The 25291-nt window shown below is 65.5% G+C and carries 26 protein-coding genes; 13 read left to right on the top strand and 13 right to left on the bottom strand.

Features of this window, described 5'->3' with window-relative positions:
• Positions 1 to 14: 14 nt before the first annotated feature.
• On the bottom strand, positions 15 to 488 hold the full coding sequence (locus tag PV761_RS18885) for an NUDIX domain-containing protein (protein WP_347899127.1): 474 nt from the start codon (positions 486 to 488) through the stop codon (positions 15 to 17).
• A gap of 65 nt (positions 489 to 553) precedes the next feature.
• Here PV761_RS18885 and PV761_RS18890 point away from each other — a divergent pair, with 65 nt between their 5' ends.
• Together PV761_RS18890 and PV761_RS18895 are read left to right on the top strand one after the other, a co-directional pair.
• The gene (locus PV761_RS18890; RefSeq protein ID WP_028269835.1) at positions 554 to 1327 is read left to right on the top strand and encodes an oxygenase MpaB family protein; all 774 of its coding nucleotides are present in this window, start codon (positions 554 to 556) and stop codon (positions 1325 to 1327) included.
• Between the two features lie 15 nt (positions 1328 to 1342).
• Positions 1343 to 2248 (top strand): DUF817 domain-containing protein, encoded by a 906-nt coding sequence (locus PV761_RS18895; RefSeq protein WP_347899130.1) that lies wholly within the window; start codon positions 1343 to 1345, stop codon positions 2246 to 2248.
• A 38-nt stretch (positions 2249 to 2286) separates the two neighbouring features.
• Here PV761_RS18895 and PV761_RS18900 read toward each other — a convergent pair whose 3' ends face one another.
• Positions 2287 to 3486, bottom strand: a complete 1200-nt coding sequence (locus tag PV761_RS18900) for an NYN domain-containing protein (protein WP_231511097.1) — start codon at positions 3484 to 3486, stop codon at positions 2287 to 2289.
• A 115-nt stretch (positions 3487 to 3601) separates the two neighbouring features.
• On the opposite strand from PV761_RS18900, the gene PV761_RS18905 reads away from it, so the two are divergent.
• The gene (locus PV761_RS18905; RefSeq protein WP_347899132.1) at positions 3602 to 3934 is read left to right on the top strand and encodes a metalloregulator ArsR/SmtB family transcription factor; all 333 of its coding nucleotides are present in this window, start codon (positions 3602 to 3604) and stop codon (positions 3932 to 3934) included.
• A gap of 14 nt (positions 3935 to 3948) precedes the next feature.
• Positions 3949 to 4446, top strand: a complete 498-nt coding sequence (locus PV761_RS18910; RefSeq protein WP_028269850.1) for an SRPBCC domain-containing protein — start codon at positions 3949 to 3951, stop codon at positions 4444 to 4446.
• A gap of 75 nt (positions 4447 to 4521) precedes the next feature.
• Here the strand turns inward: PV761_RS18910 and PV761_RS18915 are convergent, their stop codons facing one another.
• From PV761_RS18915 to PV761_RS18935, 5 genes are all read right to left on the bottom strand, one after another.
• Complete coding sequence (locus PV761_RS18915; protein WP_347899135.1) at positions 4522 to 5514, bottom strand: DUF3445 domain-containing protein; 993 nt, start codon at positions 5512 to 5514, stop codon at positions 4522 to 4524.
• Complete coding sequence (locus PV761_RS18920) at positions 5511 to 6488, bottom strand: PDR/VanB family oxidoreductase (RefSeq protein WP_347899137.1); 978 nt, start codon at positions 6486 to 6488, stop codon at positions 5511 to 5513. The genes PV761_RS18915 and PV761_RS18920 overlap by 4 nt, the downstream gene beginning before the upstream one ends.
• Positions 6485 to 6955 carry a dimethylamine monooxygenase subunit DmmA family protein gene (locus tag PV761_RS18925; protein ID WP_347899139.1) on the bottom strand — a complete coding sequence of 157 codons (471 nt, stop codon included), beginning with the start codon at positions 6953 to 6955 and terminating at the stop codon, positions 6485 to 6487. The genes PV761_RS18920 and PV761_RS18925 overlap by 4 nt, the downstream gene beginning before the upstream one ends.
• Before the next feature lie 23 nt (positions 6956 to 6978).
• A complete protein-coding gene (locus tag PV761_RS18930; protein WP_347899141.1) occupies positions 6979 to 7356 on the bottom strand; it encodes a cupin domain-containing protein in 378 nt (125 codons plus the stop codon).
• Between the two features lie 162 nt (positions 7357 to 7518).
• Positions 7519 to 8322 (bottom strand): IclR family transcriptional regulator, encoded by an 804-nt coding sequence (locus PV761_RS18935; RefSeq protein WP_347899143.1) that lies wholly within the window; start codon positions 8320 to 8322, stop codon positions 7519 to 7521.
• Between the two features lie 121 nt (positions 8323 to 8443).
• Between PV761_RS18935 and PV761_RS18940 the strand changes: the two genes are divergently transcribed.
• From PV761_RS18940 to PV761_RS18975, 8 genes are all read left to right on the top strand, one after another.
• Positions 8444 to 8947, top strand: a complete 504-nt coding sequence (locus PV761_RS18940) for a tripartite tricarboxylate transporter TctB family protein (RefSeq protein ID WP_347899145.1) — start codon at positions 8444 to 8446, stop codon at positions 8945 to 8947.
• Between the two features lie 2 nt (positions 8948 to 8949).
• Positions 8950 to 10452, top strand: coding sequence for a tripartite tricarboxylate transporter permease (locus PV761_RS18945; RefSeq protein ID WP_347899147.1), 1503 nt, complete (start codon positions 8950 to 8952; stop codon positions 10450 to 10452).
• A gap of 68 nt (positions 10453 to 10520) precedes the next feature.
• Complete coding sequence (locus PV761_RS18950) at positions 10521 to 11522, top strand: tripartite tricarboxylate transporter substrate binding protein (RefSeq protein ID WP_347899149.1); 1002 nt, start codon at positions 10521 to 10523, stop codon at positions 11520 to 11522.
• A gap of 35 nt (positions 11523 to 11557) precedes the next feature.
• Positions 11558 to 12187, top strand: coding sequence for a methyltransferase (locus PV761_RS18955; protein WP_347899151.1), 630 nt, complete (start codon positions 11558 to 11560; stop codon positions 12185 to 12187).
• Between the two features lie 33 nt (positions 12188 to 12220).
• Positions 12221 to 13000 (top strand): DUF1932 domain-containing protein, encoded by a 780-nt coding sequence (locus tag PV761_RS18960; RefSeq protein ID WP_347899153.1) that lies wholly within the window; start codon positions 12221 to 12223, stop codon positions 12998 to 13000.
• A 78-nt stretch (positions 13001 to 13078) separates the two neighbouring features.
• Positions 13079 to 14416, top strand: coding sequence for a TRAP transporter large permease subunit (locus PV761_RS18965; RefSeq protein ID WP_347899154.1), 1338 nt, complete (start codon positions 13079 to 13081; stop codon positions 14414 to 14416).
• A gap of 14 nt (positions 14417 to 14430) precedes the next feature.
• On the top strand, positions 14431 to 14688 hold the full coding sequence (locus PV761_RS18970; RefSeq protein ID WP_347899156.1) for a hypothetical protein: 258 nt from the start codon (positions 14431 to 14433) through the stop codon (positions 14686 to 14688).
• Entirely contained in the window at positions 14685 to 15674 is a 990-nt protein-coding gene (locus PV761_RS18975; protein ID WP_347899158.1) for a cyclase family protein, read from the top strand. The genes PV761_RS18970 and PV761_RS18975 overlap by 4 nt, the downstream gene beginning before the upstream one ends.
• A 94-nt stretch (positions 15675 to 15768) precedes the next feature.
• Here PV761_RS18975 and PV761_RS18980 read toward each other — a convergent pair whose 3' ends face one another.
• Positions 15769 to 15966: a hypothetical protein gene (locus tag PV761_RS18980; RefSeq protein WP_028269864.1), complete on the bottom strand. Its 198-nt coding sequence runs from the start codon at positions 15964 to 15966 to the stop codon at positions 15769 to 15771.
• Between the two features lie 404 nt (positions 15967 to 16370).
• On the opposite strand from PV761_RS18980, the gene PV761_RS18985 reads away from it, so the two are divergent.
• Positions 16371 to 17069: a DUF2306 domain-containing protein gene (locus tag PV761_RS18985; protein WP_347899160.1), complete on the top strand. Its 699-nt coding sequence runs from the start codon at positions 16371 to 16373 to the stop codon at positions 17067 to 17069.
• Here the strand turns inward: PV761_RS18985 and PV761_RS18990 are convergent.
• From PV761_RS18990 to PV761_RS19010, 5 genes are all read right to left on the bottom strand, one after another.
• A complete protein-coding gene (locus tag PV761_RS18990; RefSeq protein ID WP_347899162.1) occupies positions 17038 to 18819 on the bottom strand; it encodes a thiamine pyrophosphate-dependent enzyme in 1782 nt (593 codons plus the stop codon). The two genes, PV761_RS18985 and PV761_RS18990, sit on opposite strands and share 32 nt — an antisense overlap.
• A gap of 241 nt (positions 18820 to 19060) precedes the next feature.
• Positions 19061 to 20575 (bottom strand): amino acid permease, encoded by a 1515-nt coding sequence (locus tag PV761_RS18995; RefSeq protein WP_347899164.1) that lies wholly within the window; start codon positions 20573 to 20575, stop codon positions 19061 to 19063.
• 63 nt (positions 20576 to 20638) lie between these two features.
• Positions 20639 to 21580 (bottom strand): glutaminase, encoded by a 942-nt coding sequence (locus PV761_RS19000; protein WP_028269867.1) that lies wholly within the window; start codon positions 21578 to 21580, stop codon positions 20639 to 20641.
• Positions 21577 to 23178 (bottom strand): helix-turn-helix domain-containing protein, encoded by a 1602-nt coding sequence (locus PV761_RS19005; RefSeq protein ID WP_028269868.1) that lies wholly within the window; start codon positions 23176 to 23178, stop codon positions 21577 to 21579. The genes PV761_RS19000 and PV761_RS19005 overlap by 4 nt, the downstream gene beginning before the upstream one ends.
• A 621-nt stretch (positions 23179 to 23799) precedes the next feature.
• Positions 23800 to 25101, bottom strand: coding sequence for a dicarboxylate/amino acid:cation symporter (locus PV761_RS19010; protein ID WP_028269870.1), 1302 nt, complete (start codon positions 25099 to 25101; stop codon positions 23800 to 23802).
• Positions 25102 to 25291 lie beyond the last annotated feature (190 nt).

Genomic DNA, 25291 nt, shown 5'->3' on the forward strand with positions numbered 1-25291 from the left:
GTCCGGGTTAGGGCCTAAGTGCCGTCCCTGAGCCGCTGAACGAGGGCGTCCAGGATGGGAAGCTGGCCCTTCACCAGCTTGGTGCGCGCCTCGGATCCGCTGAACCAGCGGGCGTCGTCGATCTCGGGATAGTGGTTGATGATGCCTGACCCCCTGGGCCATTCCAGCGGGAAGGTGTTGCTCACAATGGTTTCGGGCTGGAAGTCCCAGCTCGCGGCGAAGGCTGTGATGACCTTGCCTGAGGGCTGCTTGAAAGCGCCCAGTTCGACATAGTCCGCCGGCGGTGCGGCAGTGCCCATTTCCTCGGCGAACTCGCGAAGGGCTGCCGTCAGCGCATCCTCGTCCTCGGAGTATTCACCCTTCGGGATGGACCACGCGTGCTCGTCCTTGCGGGCCCAAAAAGGTCCGCCCATGTGGGCTATCCAGACTTCCAGCTGAGCAGCCGAGTTCCACCTGTACAGCAGGATGCCTGCGCTTCGAACGGTCATGTTGCCTCCTGTTCCTAGGCTATACGCGGCGGCAGCGGGGGTCGGCTCTCGGGTAGTGTGTGGGCATGGTGCGTGGACTTGCCGACATGGGAGCAGAAGGCGTTCTGCTGGCCGGGGCAGGGCGGGCAATCCTGCTGCAAATTGCGAACCCGGCGGTGGGCCACGGCGTTGCCGAGCACAGCAACTTCGCCGATCGTCCGCTCGAACGCCTCCGCGCCACCCTCACCTACGTGTACGCCGTGGTGTACGGGACCGAGGACCAGGTGGCAGCGGTTCGCCGCAGTGTTAACCGCGCCCACGCCCCCGTCCGCCGTAAACCTGACGCAGGATCCGCGGGCTACAGCGCCTTCGATGCGCAGTCCCAGCTCTGGGTGGTGGCAACCCTGTACGACACCGCCGTCACCATCTACGAAAAGATCTACGGCGCGCTGGACGACGAAGCCGCCGACCACATGTACCGGGACTACGCGAGAATCGGCACGGCCTTGCAGCTTCCCGCGGAGCTGTGGCCGGCTGACCGCGCGGCATTCGGCAGCTACTGGGAGGGGTGCCTGCAGGGACTGGAAGCCGATGCCGTGACGTCGGGCGTTGCCCGCAGCCTGCTCTATCCGGCAGACCCCCGGACCTGGCAGCGGGTGGTCATGCCGCTGGCCCGCTTCATCACTGCGGGGCTTCTGCCGGACCAGTTGCGGCAAGGTTTCGGGCTACCGTGGACTGAACGTCACGGCCGCTGGTTCGACCGCACCCTGCGGTGGTCCGCGGTGGTGTATCCACGGCTGCCGCGCAGAGTCCGGCACTGGCCAAAGAACTACTGCCTGGGCAGGCTCGACGCCGCCTAGCGAAACGGGGGATCAGTGCGGAGCTTCACATCCGTAGAGCTTTTGATCGATCAGCGGGCCCACAGGTTCCTGGACAGTGCGCCTGCCGGCGGTGCCCGGTCAAAGCTCACCGAGTTTGTGGTGTTCGGCCTCAAGCAGGGCTGGGCGTGCATCTTTGGCGCCGCGCTCCTCGCGGTGCTTCTGGCAGCGCGCCTCTGGTATCCGGACGACGCCGGTTTGGCCCGGAACGACTTCCTGACCCTCGCCGCCGTCGTCATCCAGATCCTGATGGTGGCAACACGGCTGGAAACGGTCCGCGAGCTTAGGGTCATTGTCCTGTTCCACTTGGTGGGGACGGTGATGGAGTTGTTCAAGACGGACGTCGGCTCCTGGTCCTACGGGGCCGAGGGCGTCCTGCGCATCGGGGCGGTCCCGCTCTTCAGCGGCTTTATGTACGCGGCCGTGGGTTCGTACATGGTGCGCGTCTACCGGCTCTTCGACCTGCGCTTTGCCCGGTACCCGCGGCGGTGGATCACGGCCATCATGGCTGCGGCCATCTACGTGAACTTCTTCACCCACCACTACCTCTGGGACGCACGCTGGGTGCTGCTGGCCGCCGTCGCGGTCGTCTTTGGACGGTGCGTCATGCACTTCCGGGTGTTCCGCAGGAAGTTCCGGATGCCGCTGGTCCTGGCATTCCTGCTGGTGGCGCTGTTCATCTGGATTGCCGAGAACATCGCCACCTGGTCCGGGGCCTGGCTCTACCCCAGCCAGGTGGACGGCTGGCAGATGGTCTCGCTCGACAAGCTGGGGGCCTGGTTCCTGCTGATGATCATTTCCGTGGTGCTGGTGGCCTGGGTCTACAAGCCGCAGGCGCCGGAAGCCGAGGAGAACGCCAGCGCCGAAGTGCCCCTGGAGGCCGGCATGGGGCCGGCCGGCTAGGGTATTTGGACCTTAGGCCCAATCGCAGGCGTCAGGGATCAGCCCTCCAGGTAGCCGCCGCTGGCCCAGCGCCGCAGGGCCGCTTTCTCGCCGTCGTCGAACTCCATCAGCGCTACCCGGCACAGCTCCTCCACGTCCTCCGTCCAGGCCGCCGCGAGCCCTTCCGGGGTTGCGTTTTCGTTGAGCTGATAGTTGACGTAGCCCAGGCCTTGGATGACAAAGTTCACCGCGCCGCGGGACACGGGCTGGCCTGCGGTGACACAGTCATCCCGGACCAGCCGGGACAGTTCGTTGCGGCTGACCGGCTGCTCCCGAAGCCTGGCCGCCAGTGCCTGGAACAGCTGCCGGAACTGGGCTGCGGAGAGCGCGGGCACGTCCGTCACCCGGGTGACGCGTTCCTCGATGCCGGGCTCGACGTCGGCATCCGCCGGCAGGTCGTCACTGGAAAACCGCTGCGCGTCCCAGACCCAGCCGCCCCGTGAAGGGGAGTATTCAACGCTGTTGCCGATTTGGGCCACCCAGGTCCCGAATTTTCCGTACCCTGCCCAGTCCGTCTTCAGGGAGGGGTCCGCCGTGAGGGCGCGGTGGGCCACCATGGCCCCGACAACCGGACCAGGGGCGGCACGAACGAAGTCGCAGACCTCCCGGACCGCGGCTGAAGCGGTCTTCGACAGGGTCTTGGGCTTGGCTTTGGCGGCCGGCTGGACCTGCGGCGGCTGGACAGACGCCACGGCCCGGATGGGCTCGCCGGTGGTGCCGTTGAGGATGGCCACGAAGTCGTGGGACTCCACCACGCTGTCCGCCATCTCGCGGTAGGCGAAGGCCACGGCTCCCGCAGCGATGACCGTGGTCAGCTTGTCGGCGGCCCGGAAACGCTGGATGAGGGACGTGAAGTCGGCATCGGCCGAGGCGATGAAGAACTCGTCGATGCCGGCGCCGCCGGACAGCGTGTCCATGGCATCCAGTACCAGGTTGATGTCGGTGCTGCTCTTCCCGCGCTGCGTCAGTGACGGGCAGTCGATCACGCGGAAACCTGCCCGGGTCCAGTACGTCCGGTACTTCGAATACACCACCGGATTCAGGTAGCAGTTCCGGATCAGGAAGCGGCGGGAACTCTCCCCGGAGCCGCCGGCGGACAAGGCGTCCGCCCAGTGTTTGGGATCCTCGGCGAAGCGCTTCGCCGCCAGGGGATCGAGGGCCTGCAGGCCCGTGTAGACGTTGTCGAAGTCGACAAACATGGCCGCCCGGATTCCAGGCCGTCGGGAAGGGGACCGCGACTCTTTCATCTGCCAAGTGTGCCAGCAAGCCGCTGCCCATTGACACCCGGACACGACAGACATATCCTACAACCAAATGGTTGTAGATCAGCTCAGTGATGCCGAAGTGGACCGCCTGTTCCAGGCGTTCGCCGATGCCACCCGTCGCGATATCGTCCGGCGGGTCACGGTGGCCGAGTATTCCGTTTCCGGCCTCGCCGCCCTCTACGCCATGAGTTTCGCCGCCGTCCAGAAGCATGTGGCGGTGTTGGAACGGGCTTCCCTGGTCACCAAGGAGAAGCGCGGAAGGGAGCAGATCGTGCGGGGTAATCATGAAGGCCTGCAGAAGGCCCGCCGGCTGCTCGATGAGTACGAGGCGATCTGGCGGCAGCGTGCCGAGCGGATCGCAGACATTCTCGCTGAAGGATAGGAAAGGGTTCCGCAATGACCGTTATCAGTTCCACCAAGAATCTCGAGGCACTCAGCTTGACCCTCGTGGCGGAGTTCGACGCCGCCGTCGAACGCGTCTGGCAGATCTGGGAAGACCCTCGGCAGCTTGAGCGCTGGTGGGGCCCGCCCAACTATCCGGCCACGTTTGACCGGTTCGACTTCCAGCCCGGAGGGATGGCCGACTATTACATGACCACCCCCGAAGGCGAGAAGCCCCGAGGCTGGTGGAAATTCAGAACCATCGAGGCGCCGCGCAAGCTCGAATTTGATGACGGCTTCGCTGACGAAACCGGAGCGCCCGTGGATGCCATGGGCAGTGCCCATGCCGCTGTTGACCTTGAGGACATCGGTGGCCGCACCCGCATGACCATCATGTCCACCTTCGATTCCGAAGAGCAGATGGAAGAGATGGTCAAGATGGGCATGGAGGAAGGCATGCGGGAGGCCGCGGGCCAGATCGATGCAATCCTCGCCGAGCATGCCAGGGCCTGACTGTCTGCACCTGATGTTTCACGCAAAAGGGGCAGGAGGACGACGGCGGGAATTCCCGCCGTCGTCCGCTCGCGTTTAGGTGCCCAGCAACCAGGCTGACGCCGCACTGCGGTAGCGGCTGATGCCCTTGTACTCGGCCATGTCCTCCGGAAGTTCGGCCAGGACGCGGCCGAGGCGTTCCCGCCATGCCGGTACCCGGGCAATGTCCGAGAGGGACAGCAGGTGCGTCCGGACGAGGAACAGGACGGCCCCGGAGTGGGGGAGCCGGATGAGGTGCTGCACTTCCACCCGCAGGTGGAGCCTGTCCGGCAGGGCGGGGTCGCCGGCCACGGTCGCGCGGTCCCGGGCCCACTGGGGGTAGGTTTCGGTGGAGGTGTCCAGCCTGCGGTCCACGGTCATGGTCCAGTTGGCCCTGCGGTATTTTTCCCCGGGCTGCAGGCGCAGGAGGAATTGCTGCGCACGCGTGATGATCTGTTCCTGGTGCACGCGGGGGACGGGGCCGTGGACCTCGAGGAACTTCATGCCGACGTCGAAACCGAAGGACCAGTCAGCAGCGAACGTGACGAGTCCCGCGTCGAGCCATAGTGCGCCCTCGCGCTGGTCAAGAAGCGCAATGTCGTCCTGGATCTGGCTGCCCAGGAACCGCAAGGGTTCCACGGGCAAGGAACCGTCGTCGCCCAGCGTGAACTCGAGATCGAGGTCCTGCAGGGTGTTCTGCCAGCGGCAGGCGTTTCCGTCCCGGTCGAAGGACATGGCGTCAGGGTGTTCCGCGGCCATAATCGGCAGCAGGGTGGAGATGGCGTCCCACACGGCGGGCCGCATGTGGGGGAGGACCTGCAGGCGGGTGGGGTCCCTGGTCAGCACCGCGTCGCGTTCCGTGAGCTCGTGACGGTAGTGCTCATCGATGTCCAGCAGGCGGCCGCCCCAGGCGCCCGCTTCCGTCACCACCGTCTTGAGGGCGGGCTCGACGTTGGTGCTGTAGCGGTAGCTGTCACTGGGAAACGGGAAGGGAAAGCGGGAAATCCGCTCGGGGAGGACGGCAGTGCCGTCGATGACGCTAGAACTCACAGGTCCAACTCCAATTCCTGGTCCAGGCTGCGGGACACGCAGCACATCATGGTGGTGTTCGCGGACTTTTCCTGCTCGCTCAAATAGAGGTCCCGGTGCAGGGGTGCCCCGCGCAGGACCGGTAGGGAACATTCGCCGCAGACGCCCTTTCGGCACATGTTGGGGACGCCTTTTCCTGCGTTTTCAAGGGCCTCCAGCAGGGAAACGCCCGCCGGGACCTCCAGCGTGACGCCGCTGCGGGCCAGGTTCACCGTGAACGGCTCGCCCTGGTCCAGTTCGACGGCGCCAAATGGCTCCGAATGCAGCCGGCCCTGCGGCCAGCCAAGCTCCCGGGCCCGGGCCAGGACGGTGTCCATGAACGCGGCAGGTCCGCACACGTAGAGATGTGTTCCGAGCTTCTGGTCCGTGAGCCGGCGCGTTAGTTCCTCCTGGAAGCTCCCACGGTCCGTGCATTCGGCCAGTGCCGGCCCCAGCAGCTCCCGCGCTTCCTGTACGTGTGCTCCCTGACAGGGCCGGTAAACGTAGACCAGCGTCGCCTCACTGTCCCGTTCGGCGGCCGCCCGGGCGTGCGAGAGCATCGGGGTGATTCCGATTCCTGCCGCTATCAGCAGGTGGTGCCTGGCTGTTGCCACGGGTGCAAACGCGCTGCGCGGATGCGAAACGCGGACCAGGTCCCCGACCGCGAGCCGGTGCATCGCAAGGGATCCGCCGGCGCCGTCGTCAACCCGCAGCACGGAGATGGTGTATTCGGAAGGGTGCCTGCCGGACCCCGTGAGCGAGTAGGCGTTGGCGCCGTCCCCGTACTGGACCACGAGGTGGCTCCCCGGCACATAGCCGGGCAGCGCCGTCCCCGCCGGGTCGGTGAAGGTGATGCTGGTGACGGAAGCCGTCTGCACGCTGAGATCCGCCACCTCCAACAGCAGGCCGCCCTCCACCGCGGGATGAACCTTGGCCTGGAGTGCCGTCGCGGTCATGCTGCCTCCTCGGCATGGGCTGCGAATCCCAGGTAGCCGCCGATGCGCCGGGAAAAGTGGCCCGAGAAGGCCAGCGTGGTGGCGCATCCCTCACAGTCCACCTCCGAGCCAACTCCCTGAACGGTCGTGTTGGCGGTGCGGCAGTGTGCGCAGAAGACCAGCCTCCGCCCGGATTCGTTGGCCAGCAGGGTCACCTCCTCCTCCAGCAGTCCGCATGCAGCGGCCGCTGCGGCGGCTGCGGCGACGTCGGCCGGGGGACCGGCGAGTATCAGCCGGACCCCGACGCGGGCCTGTTCAAGCACGGCTATCAGGCTCGCGAGGGCTTCCCGGTCCGCGGCATCGAAACGGACGTCATGCCCGGCCATGCCGGCCGATCCTTCCGCCGCAGGGACCGCTGCCGTTCCGAACGACACCCGGATGACACCGCGGAAGCCGGCTTCGGGTCCGGTGCCAGCGGCCGGTGCCATGGCGATGGGACACATCGAGGGGCCTACGGTGCGAACGAGCGGTGGCCGGTGTAGAAGCCCAGCGCATAGTCCGGGGTCTCAAATTTGACCGTCGTGCCCTTGGGGAAAAACAGCACATCGCGTTCCTTGGCGTGCGTCACGTCCCCTGTCGCCTGGTCGGTGAGGATGAACTCCCCCTGCACGACCACCTTCATTTCGTCATAGGTGTACTCGTACACCAAGGGCTCCGAGGCCTTGAGTTCGAAGAACCCGGCGCTGATGGCCGAGCCGCCGGGGTTCGAGAGGGAGTCCCCGATGGCGGCGTCGCACCCGGGTTCGTTCATCGACGGCAGGCCGATGTAGCCGCCTTCAACTTTGTGGATGGCGCCGGCCGTGCTGAGTGTGCCCGTCAAGGGTTCCATGGTTTCTCCTCAAATAGTGTGGTGAAACCATGATTCATCACAGTGAACGGCCGCGGGTTTCGGAAGAGTTAACTCCCCGTTCCAATCCCGGGTCGGCCGCGTCATCCGGATTTAACATCGGGTGTCGCTTGGGACGGCTGCCGGGTGCTGCCCGGTCCCCGCTTAGTAAACGGAGCCCTCGAGAAGTTCCGATAGCCTGCCGGCAGCGCGCCGCAGCTCCGGCACGGCGGCTTTGAGGGCGGGCTCGGTGGCCGTTTCCACCGGGCTGGTCAAAGCGATCGATTCGCTGGGGCGGCCGGACCGGTTGGGTATCGCGACGGCGACTGACAGCACGCCGGTAGCCCGTTCGTCTGCGGAAAAGGAAAAGTCGGTGCCTGCCTCGGGGAGCCGGGCGCGGAGCCCCTCGACCGTGAACGTGCCGTCCTCGTGGCCTGCCGCAATGGCCGCCCCCACGGCCTGCTGCAGTTCCTCGGCCGACGCCGAGGCAAGGAGTATCTTGCCCGCCGCCCCGACGGTGAGCGGGAGGCGTTTGCCCAGGGGCAGGTCGTAGCGGAGGGGGGCTTCACCGTCGACTCGCGCAACGAGGATTCGCTCAAAACCAAGCCGCGTGTAGAGCGATGCGGTCAGTCCGGTTTGGGAGGCCACCTGCTGCAGGACCGGGCGGGAGGCGACCACGAGCGGATCGTTCTCGAGATAGCTCCGTGCTGCCGGGAGGACGGCCGGCCCGATCCGGTAGGACTTGTCGGTCTGGCTGACCATGCCGAAATCCTGAAGGACGCGCAGGATCCGCAGTGTGGTGGGCAGGCTCATCCCGCAAGTCCTGGCCAGGTCGCTCAGGCGCTGGGGCCGCTCCGCGCGCTGCAGTTCAGCGAAGACCTCCAGCGCCCTGGAGAGGGAACGCATGTTCCCGGCCTTCGCCCCGCCCTCTTCGGCAGAGCCGGCCGAGTGTGTGGAAGTCACCGTCATCCTTTCATTCTATGTAAGTTCCTTGCGCTTGACATGCTTTGTGTCGCCTGTCACTATTTCTTCAGACGAAACATTCTTTCATTCTATGAAATGAATGATCACGGAACGTAAGAAGGAAACGATGACAACGGAGTCACTACTGACCAAACCCGGGCGCGCCGTGCGCGTCGCTCCGTCGGTGCTCACGGGCATCGGCGCGTTCGCCGCCGTCGGCGTGTATGTCCTTGTCAGCTCGGTCGGCCTCGGCCTCTGGACGTCGCTGGGCCCCGGCCCCGGCCTGTTCCCGTTCGCCATGGGGGGAGTGCTGGTGGCGATGTCAGCTCTCTGGCTGATCCAGGAGTTGCGCCAGCCGAGCGGGAAGGCTGAGGGGATCGACCGGGGCGTGGTGATCGCCGTTGTGGTCAGCCTTGTTCTCCTGGCGTCCCTCATGGACCTGCTGGGCTTTCAGCTAAGCATGTTCCTGTTCCTGCTGTACCACCTGAAACTGCGCGGCCGCCGGACCTGGGTGTCGTCGCTGATCATCGCCCTCGCCGGAAGCGTCGGCGCGTTCTATGCCTTCAATTACGGCCTGAACGTCGCCCTTCCCGTTTCGGCCTTCACACCGCTGAACCTGATCGGACTCTAGACGTGGATACCCTCAACGAACTTCTCGGCGGCTTCGCGGCCGCCATGACCTGGCAGAATCTGCTCTTTGCCTTCCTGGGCTGCCTGCTGGGCACCATCATCGGCGTCCTGCCCGGCATCGGACCCGTTGCCGGCGTCGCGCTACTCATACCCCTCACGCTGAACCTGGATTCGACCGGCGCGATCATCATGCTGTGCGCCATCTTCTACGGCACCGCGTACGGGGGAACCATCACCAGTGTCCTGCTGAACACGCCCGGTGAAGCTGCCTCAGCGATCACCACCATCGACGGCTACGCGATGACGAAGCTGGGCAAGGCCGGGGCTGCCCTGACCATCGCCGCCGTGGGATCCTTCGTCGGCGGAACCATCGCGACCATCGGCCTGGTGGCCGCCGCCAAGCCGCTGGGGGAACTGGGCCTGCTCGTCGGGCCGCCGGAATTCTTCGCCCTGATGGTGGTCGGCATCTCCCTGCTGGTCGCGCTCGCCGGCAAGTCCATGGTCAAAGCGGTCATCTCCGGTGCCCTGGGCCTGCTGATCGCCATGGTCGGGATCGACCCGGTGGCGGGCGCCCCCCGGTTTACCTTCGGCATGGACAGGCTCCTGGACGGCGTCAGCTTCGTCGCCGTGATCGTGGGTGTCTTCGGGCTCTCGGAACTCCTGTCCTACCGCAAGGACTCGCAGGCCCCTGCGGTGCATGCACCGAACCTGCGTTCATTGCTCCCGACCGGCAGGGAATGGCGCCGAAGCGCACCGGCCATGGCCCGCGGCACGGGCATCGGCTTCGGGCTGGGACTCATCCCGGGCATGACGGGCTCAGTGTCATCCCTGCTGGCCTACGGCGCCGAAAAGAAGTTCTCCCGCCACCGCAACGAGCTGGGCAAGGGCGCCATTGAAGGTGTCGCCGGCCCCGAAACAGCAAACAACGCCCACGCGAACGCCGCATTGATCCCGCTGTTCACCCTGGGCATCCCTGCGTCGCCGACGATCGCCGTGCTGATGGGGGCCTTCCTCCAGCAAGGGCTCACACCGGGCCCGACCCTCTTCACCGAACATTCCGAAATTGCCTGGGCGATCATCGCGAGCCTCTTCATCGGAAACCTCCTGCTGCTCCTGCTCAACGTGCCGCTGGTGGGACTGTGGACGTCCATCCTCCGGGTACCCTCGTCGATCCTGACCGCCCTCATCCTGCTCTTTATGGTCATCGGCGCCTACACCATCAACTTCAGCGTCTTCGATGTTTTCGTGATGATCGGCTTCGGCCTTCTCGGTCTCGCCCTGCGGCACCTGGATATCCCGCTGGCCCCCATGGTGCTGACCCTTGTGCTCGGCCCCCTCATGGAGCGCTCCCTGCGGGAGTCCCTGGAAATCTCCCAGGGCGACTTCGGCATCTTCGTCAACCGCCCCATCGCCGTGGTCCTGATCGGCCTCGGCCTCCTGATCGTCTTCAGCCCCCTGCTCAAGCTCCGCAAACCCAAGGCCCTGAACGAAGATCCCGAAACCTAAACCGCCTCATTCCCCTGTCCGACCACCAACCACCCCCTAGCCCCTACATCTCTTCAAAGGAGAAGACCTTGTCACGCACAAAAATCACCGCAGCCTTCGCCGCAGCAGCCCTTATCGCCCTCACCGGCTGCGGCGCCAATGCCGGCGCAGCCACCGGCGCCGGGGATGACTTCCCGAAAAAGGGCAAGTCCATCGACCTGATCGTGGCCTTCTCGTCCGGCGGGGCCGTGGACACCGCAGCCCGCCTCGTCCAGCCGATCCTGGAGAAGGAACTCGGCACCAACGTCGAGGTCATCAACAAGCCGGGTGCCGGCGGACAGATCGGCTACACCCAGCTGACCAGCGCCAAGCCGGACGGATACACGATCGGCGCAACCGGCTCCCCGTCAGTGGTTGCTTCACCCCTGGATCCGGCCCGCGGCGCCAAGTACACGCGGGACAGCTTCCAGCCCCTCGGACGCCAGGTCATTGACCCCGCCGTCATCGCCGTCCAGCCTGACAGCCCGTACAAGACGCTGAAGGAACTCCTCGACGCCGCCAAGGCCAAGCCGAAGTCCATGACCGCGAGCACCACCGGCCTGCAGACCGGCGAACACTTCGCCCTGGCCCAGATCCAGGAAACCACCGGTTCCGAGTTCGCCCCGGTGCACTTCTCCGAAGGCGCCTCCCAGGCCACCACCGCATTCCTCGGCAAGCACGTGGACGTCCTGGTCGCCAACGTCAGCGACGTCAACGACCTGACCAAGCAGGGTAAGGCCCGTGTGCTGGGCGTCATGACCGCAGAGCGCTCACCTGCCCTGCCGGATGTTCCCACGTTCAAGGAATCCGGCTACGACGTGGAAGCCGGCACCGCGCGCGGCTACTCCGCCCCTGCCGGGCTGCCCGACGCAGTTGCCAAGAAGATCGAAGCTGCCCTCCAGAAGGCCATTGAGGACCCCGCCGTTGTCCAGAAGATGAAGGACCTCGGCCTGCAGACCAGCTACCTCAACGGTACGGACTACCGGACGTTCTGGGCAGGGCAGGAGGAGGACTTCAAGAAGGTCCTCCCGCTGGTCCAGAAAAAAGACTGATCCTCCAACACCCGCCACTCACGGAAGACACCATCATGACAATCCCCGTCCTTGAGGACATCGACGCAGACTTCCCCCGCCCCGAACGAAACGTGCTCGATCGCCTCGGCAAACTTCCCGCCGCCAACATCGGCGACGCCATGGACCGCCTGGGAATCGCTGACTCCGCCATCCAGGCTGTCTGGACCGGCGCCCGCCTCGCCGGACCCGCCTTTACCGTCTGGACCCGCCCCGGAGACAACCAGGGGATCCACCGCGCTCTTCAGCTCGCCCGCCCGGGGGACGTCATCGTTGTAAGCGGCGGCGGGGATGAATCCCGCGCCCTGCTGGGTGAACTCATCGGCGAACGCGCCATCAACCTTGGCATCGCCGGCTTCGCCCTGGACGGGGCCGCCCGTGACGCCGAAGCCCTCTGCGAGATCGGCATGCCCGTCTTCGCCCGCGCCATCACGCCGGCAGGCCCGTACAAGAACGGCCCTTCCCGACTGGGTACCCCCATTTCCTTCGGCGGCGTCCCGGTCCTGCCGGGGGACATCATCATCGGTGACTCCGACGGCGTCGTGGTCATCCCCAGGGAACAGGCAGCCGCGGTGGCCGACGCCGCCGAAGCCGTCTTCGCCGACGAAACCAGCCGCCGTGCCGCGATCATCGCAGACCGGCACTAGGCCGAGCGCAACTACACGAAAGGCAGAACTCAAATGATAGCGTGCACCGTCATCGGCCTCGGTGAGGCAGGAGCCACCTACGCGGCCGCCCTCGTCGCCGCCGGCCACAGCGTGACAGGATTCGATCCCGTCGCGCCATCCACCCCGGCCGGCGTGGCCCGGGCCGCAACGGCGGCAGAAGCCTGCGCCGGCGCGGAGATCGTCCTCGTCCTCACGGGAGCGGCCGCCGCGCGCAGCGTCGCCCGGGAATGCCTGCCTGCCATGCCGGCCGGCAGCTGCTACGCGGACTTCACCTCCTCTTCGCCACGAGTCATGAGGGAACTGGGGGAGCTGGCCGGCGGAGCACTTTTCGCGGACGTCGCCATTCTCGGACCCGTTCCCGCCCAGGGGGTGAAGACGCCCCTGATGGTGAGCGGGCCCGGGTCCCGGGCCGTTGCCGATCTGTTGGCCCCGCTCGGTGCCGGGATCGAAATCGCCGAGGGCGAGCCCGGCGCGGCCATGGCCCATAAGCTCCTTCGCAGTGTCCTGATGAAGGGACTGGCGTCCGTGGTTGTCGAGGCCGTCACCGCGGGCAGGGCGGCCGGGCTCGAAGAGTGGATCCGGGCGCAGATCGCAGGGCAACTCGCGGGCGACGGACAGGCGGTCATCGACAGGTTCCTCACGGGCACGGCCAAGCACGCGTTGCGCCGCTCCAAGGAAATGCAGGACACTGCGGACTACCTGTCGGACCTTGGGGTTCCGGCAGAGATGACCACGGCCTCATCCGGCGCCTTGACACGCATGGCCCAGGAACCGGCACCGGCCTTGCGCTGATCCGGGCATCAGGAAGAATCAGGGACAAGAAGCAACGATGGATTACCGAGCAAGAAATTCCCCGTCAGGAGCGGCAGCATGATCGGCATATGGGCCCTTGGCGCCTACCTGGCCGTCATCCTGCTCTGGACCACCCTGGTCAAGCGCAGCGTCGGGGAGGCCATGATCCTGGGATTCCTGGCGGTACTCCCGTTCACGGGGGCTGCCGGGGCGCAGATCGGCTGGTCCTCCTTGTACTCGGCGGTGACGGATGAAATCGTCTACGCCACCATGGCATTCGTTTTCATGGGGTATCTCCTGGACAAGACCGGGGTGCTGGACAAGCTCATCGACCTGTTGAACTCCCTGATCGGCGGCGTTAAGGGAGGCCCCGCCTGGGTGTCCACCGTGGCGTCCGCCGGCCTCGGCGGGGTGGTCCACAACCAGGCCGCCATCGCCGCGACCGTGGGTTCCGTGACCATCCCCTGGATGGAGAAGTCCCGGCTCGACAAGCCCTCGGCCGCGACGCTCGTGGCCGGCAACGCGGGCATGGGGATCACCTTTCCGTTCAGCGCCTCCATGTTCGTCCTCGTCGGGTCCGCCACCGTCGGGCCCCTGCTGAACGTCAACGAACTCGTCTTGCCGCTGCTCATCGGGGGGCTGTGGTGCTTCCTGCACCGGCTGATCGTCACCTGGCTGCTGATCCGCAAGAGCGGGATGGCCCCCCTGGACGCCGCACACCGCCTGCCCGTCCGGACGGCGTTCAGCCGCGGCTGGACGACGATGCTGCTGTTCGTCGTCGTGGCCATCCCGCTGGTCATCACCTCAGGCGCCATCGCCTCGGCGCTGTCGGACTGGACCGGCGGGGACATCACCAAGTCCGTCAGCGTCGTCGTCTGGATCCCGGTGGTCCTCATCATCACCGGTGCACTGCTGGGCAGGAAGCAGCTGCCCGCCGGCAGGCAGGCCTGGTGGGCCCTGCTGCAGAACTCCGCCCCGAGATTCGGCGTTGTCGGTGTCACGGTGGTCTTCGCCTTCGCCGGGGCAAACGCCCTCGCCGCCACCGGACTGCCCAAGCAGATGACCGCGCTGCTCAGCGAGATGAACTTACCGCTGTGGCTGCTGGCCATCCTGATCGGACTGATCGTCATCGCCGTCGCCGCGCCCCTCTCCGCAACAGCCACGATGGCTGCCGTGGGAACGGTGGGCGTCGCGACACTCGTTGCCGCCGGGGTTCCGCCGACCACCGCGGCCGTCGCCGTACTGGTTTTCTCATCCTGCGAAGCAGCCGTCCCGCCCGGAGGCGCGCCCCTGTATGTCGCCTGCGGCATCGCAGACGTGGACCCGATAAGGACTTTCGCCCGACTGCTCACCCACTACGCGCTGCCGCTGCTGGGCATCGGCGTGCTGATCATCCTCGGCGTCCTGCCGATCTAAAGGAAACACGACCCATGCACCAGATCAGAAGGACCACCGAAATCATCTTCGTCCTGACCCTTGCGGCGCTCCTCGTCGGGGGAGTGGTGTTCGTGGCCGGCCAGGCCATCGCCCTGATCGCCGGCCAAGGCGAATGGCTGAAACTCCTCAACGAAGCGATCAAGACCCCGATGTGCGTCGCAGCCTCCGTCTGCGCCGTCGCCGGATTCCTGCTGAGCTACAAGCGACACCAGAAGCAGGGGCAGACTCCGCAGGAGGCAACAACGCGATGAAAGGGACAACGGACGCCGTGCCTTACCCGACTTTCGACGAACTGCTCGAACGAACGGGCAACCCCGCCGGCACATCGTGGGGACTGTTCCCTGAGCCCGAGCGCGGAACGCCCTCGTTCATCACGCAGGACATTGTCCTGGAAGCCCGGAACTCCATCAGGACCGGGACTGTTTTTGGCCTGGACTACCCGGCGGACGCCTTCGATCCCGGAATGTCACTCAAACGCAGCGCCCCGCGCCACACGATCTACTCCTCCCATCCGGCCCACCGCGACGACTATCTGGACGGGTACTACCTCCAGGGCTCGACGCAGATCGACGGGCTCCGGCACCGCAGGGCGGATGACGTGGGTTTCTACAATGGGACCGCTGATGACCGGATCAGGGAAGGCACCCCGGACCTCGGCATCCAGGCGTGGGCAGACCGGCCTATCGTCGGCAGGGGAGTGCTCGTGGACCTCGACGGCTACCGCGCGGGGCAAGGCAACCCCATCGACCACGAGGGCGGTGAGCCCCTGGGCCTCGAACTGATCCAGGCTGCCGTCCAGGCCCAGTCCCTCAGCCTCCGCCCGGGCGACATCCTCATGCTCCACACCGGCTGGTGCGAGTGGTTCCTGGCACTGCCCCCGGAGGACAGACGGCGGCTCCGTGACAGCAGGCGGGCAAGCGGCGTCGAACAGTCCCGGGACTTCGTTGCGTGGGCCTGGGACAACCGCATCGCGTTGCTGGCCGCCGACAACTTCGCCCTCGAATGCCTGCCACCCGTGGCCACCAGCCCGTTCCTTCATTCCGCCCCGAATGACCACGGCATGATGCACCAGCAGCTGCTCGCCAAACTCGGCATGCCCCTGGGTGAACTGTGGCGGCTCGGACCCCTGAGCCGGCACCTGAAAACCACCGGGAACTGGGATGCCTTCGTCAGCATCAAACCGCTCAACATCACCGGAGGAACCGGTTCGCCCGCCAACGCCACGGCGGTGGCGTAACTCGTCCTCAGGCGGAAAATTTAAACCACAAGGCCAGCGGACGACGGCGGGAATTCCCGCCGTCGTCCGCTGGCTTTTGTTGTGCTTGGTTTTCCTAGACTGCGGCGCCCTGGGCGGAGCTGCGGTTCAGGCTGACCGTGAAAGTGTTCGGTCCGCTGAGGGTGACGGCAACATCGTTCCGGTGGGCGTTGGCCTTCGTGGAAATGTCGTGCACCAGGGCGTCCAGCGTGTGATCGATAGCTGAGCGGTCCCAGATCTTAAGGGTTACGGAGTGATTGGTTTCGAACGTCATTATTCGGTGCCTCATTCATCAATTGGGTCATGGGCTTCGCATCGGCGCGGAGCCCGGGACGGGACAATCCATGAACGCTCAGAGGCCTTGCGCAGCTCGGCGAGCTCACTGGTTTGGCCTCGTTGCGTCCACCAGGTTGGGTCGTTCGTTGCCGCTGCATTCACTGCGCCGAAGCGCCAAATCAGGGCTGGTGCGGTTGTGAAATCGTGTTCTCAACCGTCCTTTCCATGATGCACAGAGGGGCGGTGACGTCTCAAGCCAATAGGCCGTTCATTGCGCGTGAGACTCATCACAGGCGTACCGGCGATGTTGCAGGAGCCCGGATCCCTTGACAAGTGTACTGTGTACACCTATGGTCATTCGCAAGAGGTGTACACCGTACGCCGGCCAGCGAAGGACCCGCCATGAGCACCAACACCACCAGCCCTCCTGCCGCCTCCGTCCGGCGTACCCGGCCCCAGTGGCCCGTACCTGCAGGCCTGCTGCTGCTCAGCCTCATTCCGGTGATTTTCGGTGCCCTCCGGCTGACCGAGCTGACGTCCGGGGCAGCTGTCACGCCACAGAACGCGCGGTTCTTCGCCTCTCCCGTCCCGGTGGTGGCGCATATTGTCAGCGTTACGGTTTACTCCCTGCTCGGGGCGTTCCAGTTTGTCCCCTCGCTGCGGGGCCGGCGCGGCTGGCACCGCATCGCCGGGCGCATCCTCATCCCGGCAGGCCTGCTCGCAGCGCTTTCGGGGCTGTGGATGTCCGTGTTCTATCCACTTCCGGACGGCTATGCCGATGTGCCGCTACGGCTGTTCTTCGGCTCGGCCATGCTGGTGAGCATCGTCCTGGGGCTCGATGCGATCAGGCGCCGGGACTTCGTGCGGCACGGCGCCTGGATGACGCGGGCCTACGCGATCGGCGTGGGCGCGGGGACCCAGGCGCTGGTGGGCATTCCCTGGCTGCTCCTGATCGGCCCCACCGATGTGCCCACCCGCGTGGTGCTCCTGGGTGCGGGCTGGGTGATCAACGTGGCGGTGGCGGAGTACGTCATCCGTCGCCGAGCAGGGAAGGCGCCCCGCCGACCAGTCAGTAAGCCTTCACCCGCTGCTCCACGATGAGGTGGATGAGCGCAAACCTTCCCTCCCGGTCGATGGCCTGGAACGCGGCGTCGAGGGCGTCCGGCACGTCCCCGTCGCGGGTGACTGTGATGCCGAACCCGCCAAACGCCCTGGCCATGAGGCCGAAGTCGGGGTTCTTCAGCTGAGTCCCCGAAATCCGGGACGGGTAGTGCCGTTCCTGGTGGGTGCGGATGGTTCCGTACTCCTGGTTGTCCATCACGATGATCAGTGGCGTGGCCCCGTACTGGGCTGCAGTGGCCAGCTCCTGACCGTTCATCAGGAACTCCCCGTCGCCGGCGATGGTTACCACGCGGCGCTGCGGACTGGCCAGCGAGGCGGCGATGGCCGACGGGATGGAGTAGCCCATGGAGCCGTTCCTGGCGCTGATCATGGAGGCGTAACGGCGCGTGGGGAAGTACCGGTGTGCCCAGTTGGTGTGCTCGCCTGCTCCGAACGTCACGATGGCATCCTCAGGCAGCCGCGGGACGAGGTTGGCCATCAGGGTGTCCATCCTGGCGGGCCCTGCCGCCGGCTCGGCCGGCGGCAGGGCGGCAAAGGACGTCTGTTCGGCACGCATCCTGGCGGTCCAGGCCTTCCACTCGTCTTTCACGGCGAGGTCGATGCCCAGCAGGTCGCGGACGAAGGCATCCGGTTTGGCCACAATCTGCCGTGAGACGGGGCCTGAACGGCCGCGCAGCGAGGGGTCGATTGTCACCAGGAAGTTCTGCTTGTTCCAGTCCTGGCGGCAGACAAATCCGTCGGTAATCACGTCCCCAGGGACCGTCCCGACGAAGACGAGCAGGTCGGTTTCCTGCAGGAGGTCGTACGTGGGGCGGGGGCGTCCGTAGCCGATCGGGCCCACGTAGGACGGCGAATCAAAGGACACCGTACCCTGCGTACGCCATTCCGCGGCGGCCGGGATGTGGTGCTTTTCGAGCCAGCCGGTGAGCAGGCCGGCCGCTTCCTGGGTCCAGTCGTTGCCTCCGGTGACAAACAGCGGCTTCGTGGAAAGTGCAAGGGCGCCGGCGAGTGCTTCGGCGTCGGTGGTGCTCATGCCGCCCGCGGCCACGGGGATCCTCGGGTGAAGCACCGGATCAACCTGCTGCCGGATGATGTCTTCCGGCAGGCCCACCACAACGGGCCCTGGCCGCCCGCTCATGGCCGCGAACATGGCTTCCGCGACGATCTCGGACGCCCGCTCGGCATGGTCAAGCACCATAACCCGCTTGGCTCCGGTGTCGAACCAGGCCTTGATGTCGAATTCCTGAAATGCCTCGCGGTCCCGGTGCGCAAAGGGGATGAGCCCGACAAAGAGCAGCATGGGTGTGGAATCCTGCCAGGCCGTGTGCAGGCCGACGTGGGCGTTGGCCGCACCGGGTCCGCGCGTCACCATTGCGACGCCCGGGCGCTGGTTCATCTTGCCGTCGGCTTCGGCCATATACGCGGCGCCGCCTTCGTGCCGGCAGACCACAGTGTCGATCTTGGAGTCGTGCAGCCCGTCCAGCACGTCCAGGAAGCTTTCGCCGGGAACAACGTAGGTGCGCTCCACTCCGTGGGCCACGAGGGAGTCAACAATCACGTGCCCGGCGGACCTCGCGGTAGTACCGCCGGTCGGGCTGCCGCCGCCGCGGGGGTTCAGTGCTCCGGGGTCAGCCGCGGAGGCTGGCTGTGCTGCGATCTGATTGATGGTGTCGCTGTCGAACGACTGAGTGTCGGTTGCGGTCATGGTGGATGCGGACTCCGTTGTCATCACTACTTGTCTTCTTGGACTGGGCGTTGGTTTACGTCTCTTGGGTGGAGGCGCCGGCGGCACCTAGTCGGTTTCCGGTCCGGTGCAGAAGAAGCAGCCGTCCTCGCAGCTGTCAGTCGTCTGGGTTTCCGTTGGCGTCCCGTGGGGTTGCGGGCTCAGCAGGTTTTGGCTGTTCATGGCGGGCTTTCGTCGGTTGTTGGTGGGGTCTGGGGCTGGCGAGCCCGGGCGGTCGCGGGACTAGTTACCTGATGGGAGTCGGGTTGGCCACCACGGGCGCGGCGCCGGTATAGCCCTCGCGTGCCTCGGCGATTTCGTGGATCCGTTTGCGGCAGGCGTACCAACCGGCGACCATAAGGGCGCATGCGATGAGGGTGACCAGGAGGGTGAGCGGGGAGTCGATGAAGACCATCACCAGGACGCCGGCGAGGAACAGGAGTGAGAGGTAGCCGGTGTAGGGAGCGCCGAACATCCGGAAGGACGGGCGATTCAGCCAGCCCCTGTCCGCCCAGCGTTTGAGCTGCATCTGGCAGAGGACGATGGTGGCCCAGGTGACGACGATGCCCACGGAGGCGACATTGAGAACGATCTCGAAGGCCTGGGAAGGGACGAGGTAGTTCAGCGGGACGCCGAGGAGGGAGACGCCGGCGGTGATGGCGATGCCGCCGTAGGGTACGCCGGCTTTGTTCATCCGCTGGGCAAATTTGGGGGCGGAGCCGGCCACGGACATGGAGCGAAGGATGCGGCCGGTGGAGTAGAGGCCGGCGTTGAGTGAGGACAGAGCGGCGGTGAGGACCACGAGGTTCATGATGACGTCCACGCCCTGGATGCCGATGGATCCGAAGAAGGTCACGAAGGGGCTGACGCCCTTTTCGTAAGAGGTGTAGGGCAGCAGCAGGGCCAGGAGGATGACTGAGCCGACATAGAACACGGCGATGCGGAAGACCACGGAGTTGATGGCCTTCGGCATGATCTTTTCGGGGCTTTCGGTTTCGCCGGCGGCCGTCCCGACCAACTCGATCGAGGCGTAGGCGAACAATACGCCCTGCATGAGGATGATCATGGGCAGGATGCCGTTGGGGAAGATTCCGCCGTTGTCGTTGATAAGGCTGAAACCGACGGCCTGGCCGTCCGCAGGGGTGCCGAAGATGACGAAGTAGGTGCCGATGAGCAGGAATGCGACGAGGGCGACGACCTTGATGATGGCGAACCAGAATTCCATCTCGCCAAAGACCTTGACCGAGACGAGGTTCAGGCACAGCACGACGATGAGGGCGATCAGGGCCCAGGCCCATTGCGGTACGGCTCCCATCCAGGGGATGTAGTGGCCGAAGAAGTTCATGTAGAGCGCTGCGGCGGTGATGTCCACGATGGTGGTGGTTGCCCAGTTGATCCAGTAGAACCAGCCCGAGATAAAGGCTGCCTTCTCGCCGAAGAACTCACGGGCGTAGGAGACAAATGAGCCCGACGACGGGCGGTGCAGCACCAGTTCGCCCAGCGCGCGGAGGATCAGGAAGGCGAAGAAGCCGCAGACGGCGTAGGCGATGACCAGGGACGGGCCTGCGGCATTCAGCCGGCCGCCGGCACCGAGGAACAGGCCGGTACCGATTGCGCCGCCGATTGCGATCATCTGGATCTGCCGCGGCTTCAGGCTCTTGTGGTAGCCCTTGTCCTCCGCGTGAAGGAGTCTCTCGGAGGCATGCGCGTGGCCGCTGTCGGCCTCGTACTGGCCAACCTCGTCATTGGGGTTGTTGGGCATGGGTGATCCTTTCGACCGGTTGAAGATCTAACTGGGGGTGGAACGGAAAAGTGCGGGACCGGATCAGAAAACGGACCATCCGGTGCGGTCGGACAGGTCAGCGAGGGCCGCCGAGCCCGCCAGGGAATTTCCCTTGGAGTCCAGCCGCGGGCTCCAGACGCAGATAGCGCATTCGCCAGGGACGATTACCAGGATTCCGCCGCCCACACCGCTCTTACCGGGAAGGCCGACGCGGTAGGCGAACTCACCGGCGGCATCGTACATGCCGCACGTGAGCATGATGGATCCGATGCGCTTGGCCTCGCTCCGGGAGACGACGGGGCCGTTTGTTCCGTGCCCGCCGCGGGCAAGGAACAGCCCGGCCTTCGCCATCTCGACGCAATTCATCATGATGGAGCACTGCCTGACGTAGTTCTCCACCACGGCCTCGGGGGGCCGGTGCAGGTTGCCGAAGGTCTTCAGGAAGTGGGCTAGCGCCAGGTTGCGGCTGCTGTTGGCGAGCTCGTTCCCTGCGGCGAGCTCATCGATGAACGGTCCCTGCCCACTGTGCTGCCCCACCTGGCGGCGGAGGAACTGCAGGACATGACCCGCAGCGTCGGGGAACCTTTCCATCAGGTGGTCGGTCACCACGAGGGCGCCGGAATTGATGAACGGGTTCCGGGGGATTCCGTGCTCCACTTCAAGCTGCACCAGGGAGTTGAACGAGGTACCCGACGGTTCGCGGAGCACCCGGGACCACAGCCTGCCGGGGTCGTTGGCGCTGAGGGCCATGGCCAGGGTGAAAACCTTGGAGATGCTCTGGATCGAGAAGGGCAGGTCGGCGTCGCCGGCGCTGAACACGTCCCCGGAGGTTGTGGCCACCGCGATTCCGAAGCGGTCGAACGGCGGCGATGACAGGTGGGGGATGCTGGCGGGCACCGAGCCGGCTTCACTCCGGGGCCGGTGGCTGCGGACAATGTCAGCCAGGACCAGGCCAAGAGGCGGTGAATCGAGTGCTGTCATCATTTCTTGCCCAGGTGCTCCTTATTATGCGTGGCGGCCCACTCCTGGAGGTGGAGCAGGGCGACCAATGAATCTCGAGGATTGCTGAAGTTGAGGCCGGTGACCCGGCTGATCTTGCTGATCCTGTAGTAGACGGTGTTCTTGTGCATCCTCATCCGCTGGGCGCATTCGGCCACGTCCAGCGATGCCTCGAAATACGCCCGGAGGGTTTCGGCCAGTTCGCCATCGTCGCGAAGGAGGGTCCAGAGGCTGCGATGGCGGAAGTCGGAGGCCGTGAAGTGCTGCACCGCCTCGTGGAAGAGGATGTCCACCTCGAAGTCGCCCAACGCGGCCACTGTCGCGGTCCCTGACCGCCGCATGCAGCCGAGCAGGGCCTCCGCCTTGGCGGTCACCGAATGAATCGACAAGAGGTCGGGGGCGATCGGCCCCACTGCCGCGAACGGACTGATGCCCAGGTGCTTCCCCGCGTCCCGGACGATGGCCTCGGCGAGGCTTCTCAGCCCGGCTTCGGCGTTGGCGGACTGAAGTCCCGGGACGATCACGGCGGTGTCGCCGTTGAACTGCCCCACGATGGCAGACGCTTTGTAGGCCGCCGCATGGATGGACGCAAGGTTGGCGAGTTCCCCGTGTTTCAGGGCTGCATCGTCTTCCTGCGCCTCAGCGGCGGACATTCCCAGCAGGATCAGTGCGGAGGGGCGGTCCGCCGGGATCTTCTCGCTATGTGCACTCGCTGCGGCTTCCGCGGGGCCGGAAAGGATCCGCGCGATCCGGTCCTCTCGCATGTGCACCGATTGCTGGTTGCGGTAGCGGATCAGCTCGGCTGACACCCGGGCGGCCGATCCGGTCAGGACATAGTCGACGTCGGCGCCGAATCCGTCCCCGGTTTCCTGCAGCCAGATGTAGCCCATGATGCGCTCGCCGGCGAACAGGGCGACGGCCACGCGCTCCCTCAGCCCGTCCTGTGGCCGGGCCGGAACCCTGACAGGCAGGCGTGTCCGGTGCAGTTCGCGGTAGGCGCCGAGGTCCTTGAGGAGGAGTTCGTATTTTCGCGGACCACGGCGGGCAAGGATCGATGCCTTGCGGAGCTCGTCGATGTCATTGGTCACTGTGGAGTAGGCCAGGACTTTGTTGGCGGCGTCCTCGATGACCACGTGGCTGGACGTCAGGCGTGCGGTGGTCTGCGCGATGGCGAACAGGTCTTCTTCCAGCAGCGTCAGCACTTCGCTCTGGTAGCTGCGCGGCATGATCCGGTCTTTGGCGATGGACAGGAGCCGGTCCCAGTCCGCGGCCGGTTCCACCAGGAGCAGGCCCGTTCCCGCTGCCCGGAGCAGCTCTTCAGCTTCCTCGAGTTCGCCCGGACTGCCCTTAACGGCAAGCACAAGGGGAGGATTTTTCAGCAGACGCCGCAGCGCCGGCAATGCGGAGCGTCCCCGAACGCCGATCAGCAGGACGAACGCGGCCACGCCGTCGGATGTTTCGTCGTCGGCGTCAACAATCACGAAGCGTTCGATCGGCGAATCTGCGCGGGACGGCCGGAGAATGAGACTGGCGAAACCCAGGGGGAGATCCGACAGGATGTCGTCCACTGTAGCTGCGGCCATGGGCTTCCTTCTGCGTTGATACCCGACCGGACGGCTCTGTCCGGTCACTCCATGCTATCCAGAGCATTTCGCGGAAAATATGGATGCCGGACTAAATCCAGCGCTACGTTTTAGGTCCCCAAACCAAGGCGCGGTCGGCCGGGGGAGCCGGGCATGGGAATCCGGCCGGAAAGGCAAAGCGGACGACGGAAGGAGGTCCCGCCGTCGTCCGCTCTGATAGCGGCCGGCGCCGCCCAGCTAGGATTCCGACCCTGTTTTTTCTGGCTTTCCGGGCGTTGCAGGGGCGAGGGCGTAGAAGGGCGTGCACCGGCCCCTTTCACCCGGAGCAATGTTGGAACGGACGATCGAGGCGCTCTCAAGCGCGGCCAGATGGTGCCTGACTGAGTCCCGGCACGAGGCGATGCCGTTGCTGATGTCGGCTACTTTGCTTGCGCCATTGCTTGCCAGATAGTCGACGATTTGGGTCCTGATCGGTGTTCTTCGCGTCCTTTGCGCCTGCTTAGTGGTGGTTTGCACGTCCGTCGGGCTCTGGAGCTCAAAGGCAGCGGTCATGGGCTTTGGCCTTTCATTTGGTGTGGAGTGGATTCGCTGGTGGAGCTTGAGTGGCCGTGCAGGGGCCGGTCAGTGCATCGAAACGCGCTCAGGCTCCGTGCTGTATTCACCGTCTTGCGTGCTGTGGGACGCGTCGGGGCGAGGGGCTTCGAGCGGGGACGCGGACCTGTCGTGCTTTTGGCCGATGACCGCGGTAGCGATGGCATTTCCCAGGATGTTGGTGGCAGTGCGTCCCATGTCCAGGAGTTGGTCGATCACCAGCAAGACGCCAATTCCGGCGGCGGGGATACCGAAACCAGGGACCACCGCAGCCACCACGACGAGCGACCCGCGGGGCACGCCGGCCATGCCTTTGCTGCTGAGCAGGAGCATCGCGGTCATCGCGATCTGCTGGCCGAGGTCCATGTCGATGCCGTAGGCGTTGATCAGGAAGACCGACGCAAAGGTCATGTACATCATGGAACCGTCCACGTTGAACGAGTAACCCAGGGGGAGCACAAAACCGGTGGTGCGCTTCGCGATGCCGAACTTGGTCAGGCCTTCAATGAGCTTGGGAAGTGCGGCCTCGCTGCTGGAGGTAGCGAACGCGATGACCATGGGTTCGCGAACGATCCGGACCAGCCGGAAGGCGGCCCGTCCGAGGAAAGCGACGGCGACGGCGATCATGATGGCCCAGAGGGCGGCCAGGGAGACATAGAAGCCGCCGATGAAGGAGGCATAGGTTGCGAAAGCATCCACGCCCTTGGAGGTGAAGGCTGCCGCGATGCCGGCGAACACCCCCACCGGGGCCGCCTTCATCACATACCCGGTGACCTTCAACATGACCCCCATCAGTTCATCGATGGCGTCAGCTATGGAGGAGCGGCCCTTCTTCCGGAGGTTGAGCAGGGCTATGCCAAAGAGAGCGCCGAAGACGAGGATCTGCAGGGGGTTGTTGGCGGTCAGCGCGGCGAAGACGCTTGTGGGGATGATGTGGGTAATGAACTCCTGGTAATCGAGGGGCTTCGTTTCCATCCCGGCATCACCACCCGGCATCAGGTGGAGCCCGTCACCGACGTTGAGGATGTGGGCCGTGATGAAACCGAAGGCGCCCACCAGGACGGAGGCGGACAGGAACCAGATCATTGAGCGTCCAAAGAGCTTGCCCACCCCTGCCGATTTCGCCGCTCCCGCGATACCGGAGACGAGAGTGGCAAAGATCAGCGGCGCAATGATCATTTTGATGAGGTTGAGGAACATGTGCGTCACGGTGTCGAGGACCGCCACAACGGATGCGCGTGTGTCCGCTGGCAGCAGCCAGTGGAACAGCAGCCCGCTGAGGATTCCGAACACGAGCGCTGCCAGAATCCACATCGTTGATTTGTTTTTCATACTCAGTCCTTGCGTAGAGGCCGGGGATATTTGGGCACGGCGGTGTGCCCCAGCTCCCTCTAAATCGGGCGGGTTAGATGGTGGGTGTCGAGTGGTTTTTCGGTTGACTACCGGCTGAGGTTGGCCAGGCGTTGCGGGCTGAGGAGCTCTTCCAGTTGCTCGGCGGTGAGCAGCTGGTGTTCGAGGACCA

Source organism: Arthrobacter sp. CC3, from assembly GCF_039907775.1.
Lineage (GTDB): Bacteria > Actinomycetota > Actinomycetes > Actinomycetales > Micrococcaceae > Arthrobacter.

Bases quoted from the DNA above. Each gene is read 5' to 3' on its own strand.
- PV761_RS18885 (WP_347899127.1), bottom strand. From the start codon at position 488: ATGACCGTTCGAAGCGCAGGCATCCTGCTGTACAGGTGGAACTCGGCT.
- PV761_RS18890 (WP_028269835.1), top strand. From the start codon at position 554: ATGGTGCGTGGACTTGCCGACATGGGAGCAGAAGGCGTTCTGCTGGCC.
- PV761_RS18900 (WP_231511097.1), bottom strand. From the start codon at position 3,486: ATGTTTGTCGACTTCGACAACGTCTACACGGGCCTGCAGGCCCTCGAT.
- PV761_RS18905 (WP_347899132.1), top strand. From the start codon at position 3,602: ATGGTTGTAGATCAGCTCAGTGATGCCGAAGTGGACCGCCTGTTCCAG.
- PV761_RS18910 (WP_028269850.1), top strand. From the start codon at position 3,949: ATGACCGTTATCAGTTCCACCAAGAATCTCGAGGCACTCAGCTTGACC.
- PV761_RS18920 (WP_347899137.1), bottom strand. From the start codon at position 6,488: ATGACCGCGACGGCACTCCAGGCCAAGGTTCATCCCGCGGTGGAGGGC.
- PV761_RS18925 (WP_347899139.1), bottom strand. From the start codon at position 6,955: ATGGCACCGGCCGCTGGCACCGGACCCGAAGCCGGCTTCCGCGGTGTC.
- PV761_RS18930 (WP_347899141.1), bottom strand. From the start codon at position 7,356: ATGGAACCCTTGACGGGCACACTCAGCACGGCCGGCGCCATCCACAAA.
- PV761_RS18935 (WP_347899143.1), bottom strand. From the start codon at position 8,322: ATGACGGTGACTTCCACACACTCGGCCGGCTCTGCCGAAGAGGGCGGG.
- PV761_RS18940 (WP_347899145.1), top strand. From the start codon at position 8,444: ATGACAACGGAGTCACTACTGACCAAACCCGGGCGCGCCGTGCGCGTC.
- PV761_RS18955 (WP_347899151.1), top strand. From the start codon at position 11,558: ATGACAATCCCCGTCCTTGAGGACATCGACGCAGACTTCCCCCGCCCC.
- PV761_RS18960 (WP_347899153.1), top strand. From the start codon at position 12,221: ATGATAGCGTGCACCGTCATCGGCCTCGGTGAGGCAGGAGCCACCTAC.
- PV761_RS18965 (WP_347899154.1), top strand. From the start codon at position 13,079: ATGATCGGCATATGGGCCCTTGGCGCCTACCTGGCCGTCATCCTGCTC.
- PV761_RS18970 (WP_347899156.1), top strand. From the start codon at position 14,431: ATGCACCAGATCAGAAGGACCACCGAAATCATCTTCGTCCTGACCCTT.
- PV761_RS18975 (WP_347899158.1), top strand. From the start codon at position 14,685: ATGAAAGGGACAACGGACGCCGTGCCTTACCCGACTTTCGACGAACTG.
- PV761_RS18980 (WP_028269864.1), bottom strand. From the start codon at position 15,966: ATGACGTTCGAAACCAATCACTCCGTAACCCTTAAGATCTGGGACCGC.
- PV761_RS18985 (WP_347899160.1), top strand. From the start codon at position 16,371: ATGAGCACCAACACCACCAGCCCTCCTGCCGCCTCCGTCCGGCGTACC.
- PV761_RS18990 (WP_347899162.1), bottom strand. From the start codon at position 18,819: ATGACAACGGAGTCCGCATCCACCATGACCGCAACCGACACTCAGTCG.
- PV761_RS18995 (WP_347899164.1), bottom strand. From the start codon at position 20,575: ATGCCCAACAACCCCAATGACGAGGTTGGCCAGTACGAGGCCGACAGC.
- PV761_RS19000 (WP_028269867.1), bottom strand. From the start codon at position 21,580: ATGATGACAGCACTCGATTCACCGCCTCTTGGCCTGGTCCTGGCTGAC.
- PV761_RS19005 (WP_028269868.1), bottom strand. From the start codon at position 23,178: ATGGCCGCAGCTACAGTGGACGACATCCTGTCGGATCTCCCCCTGGGT.
- PV761_RS19010 (WP_028269870.1), bottom strand. From the start codon at position 25,101: ATGAAAAACAAATCAACGATGTGGATTCTGGCAGCGCTCGTGTTCGGA.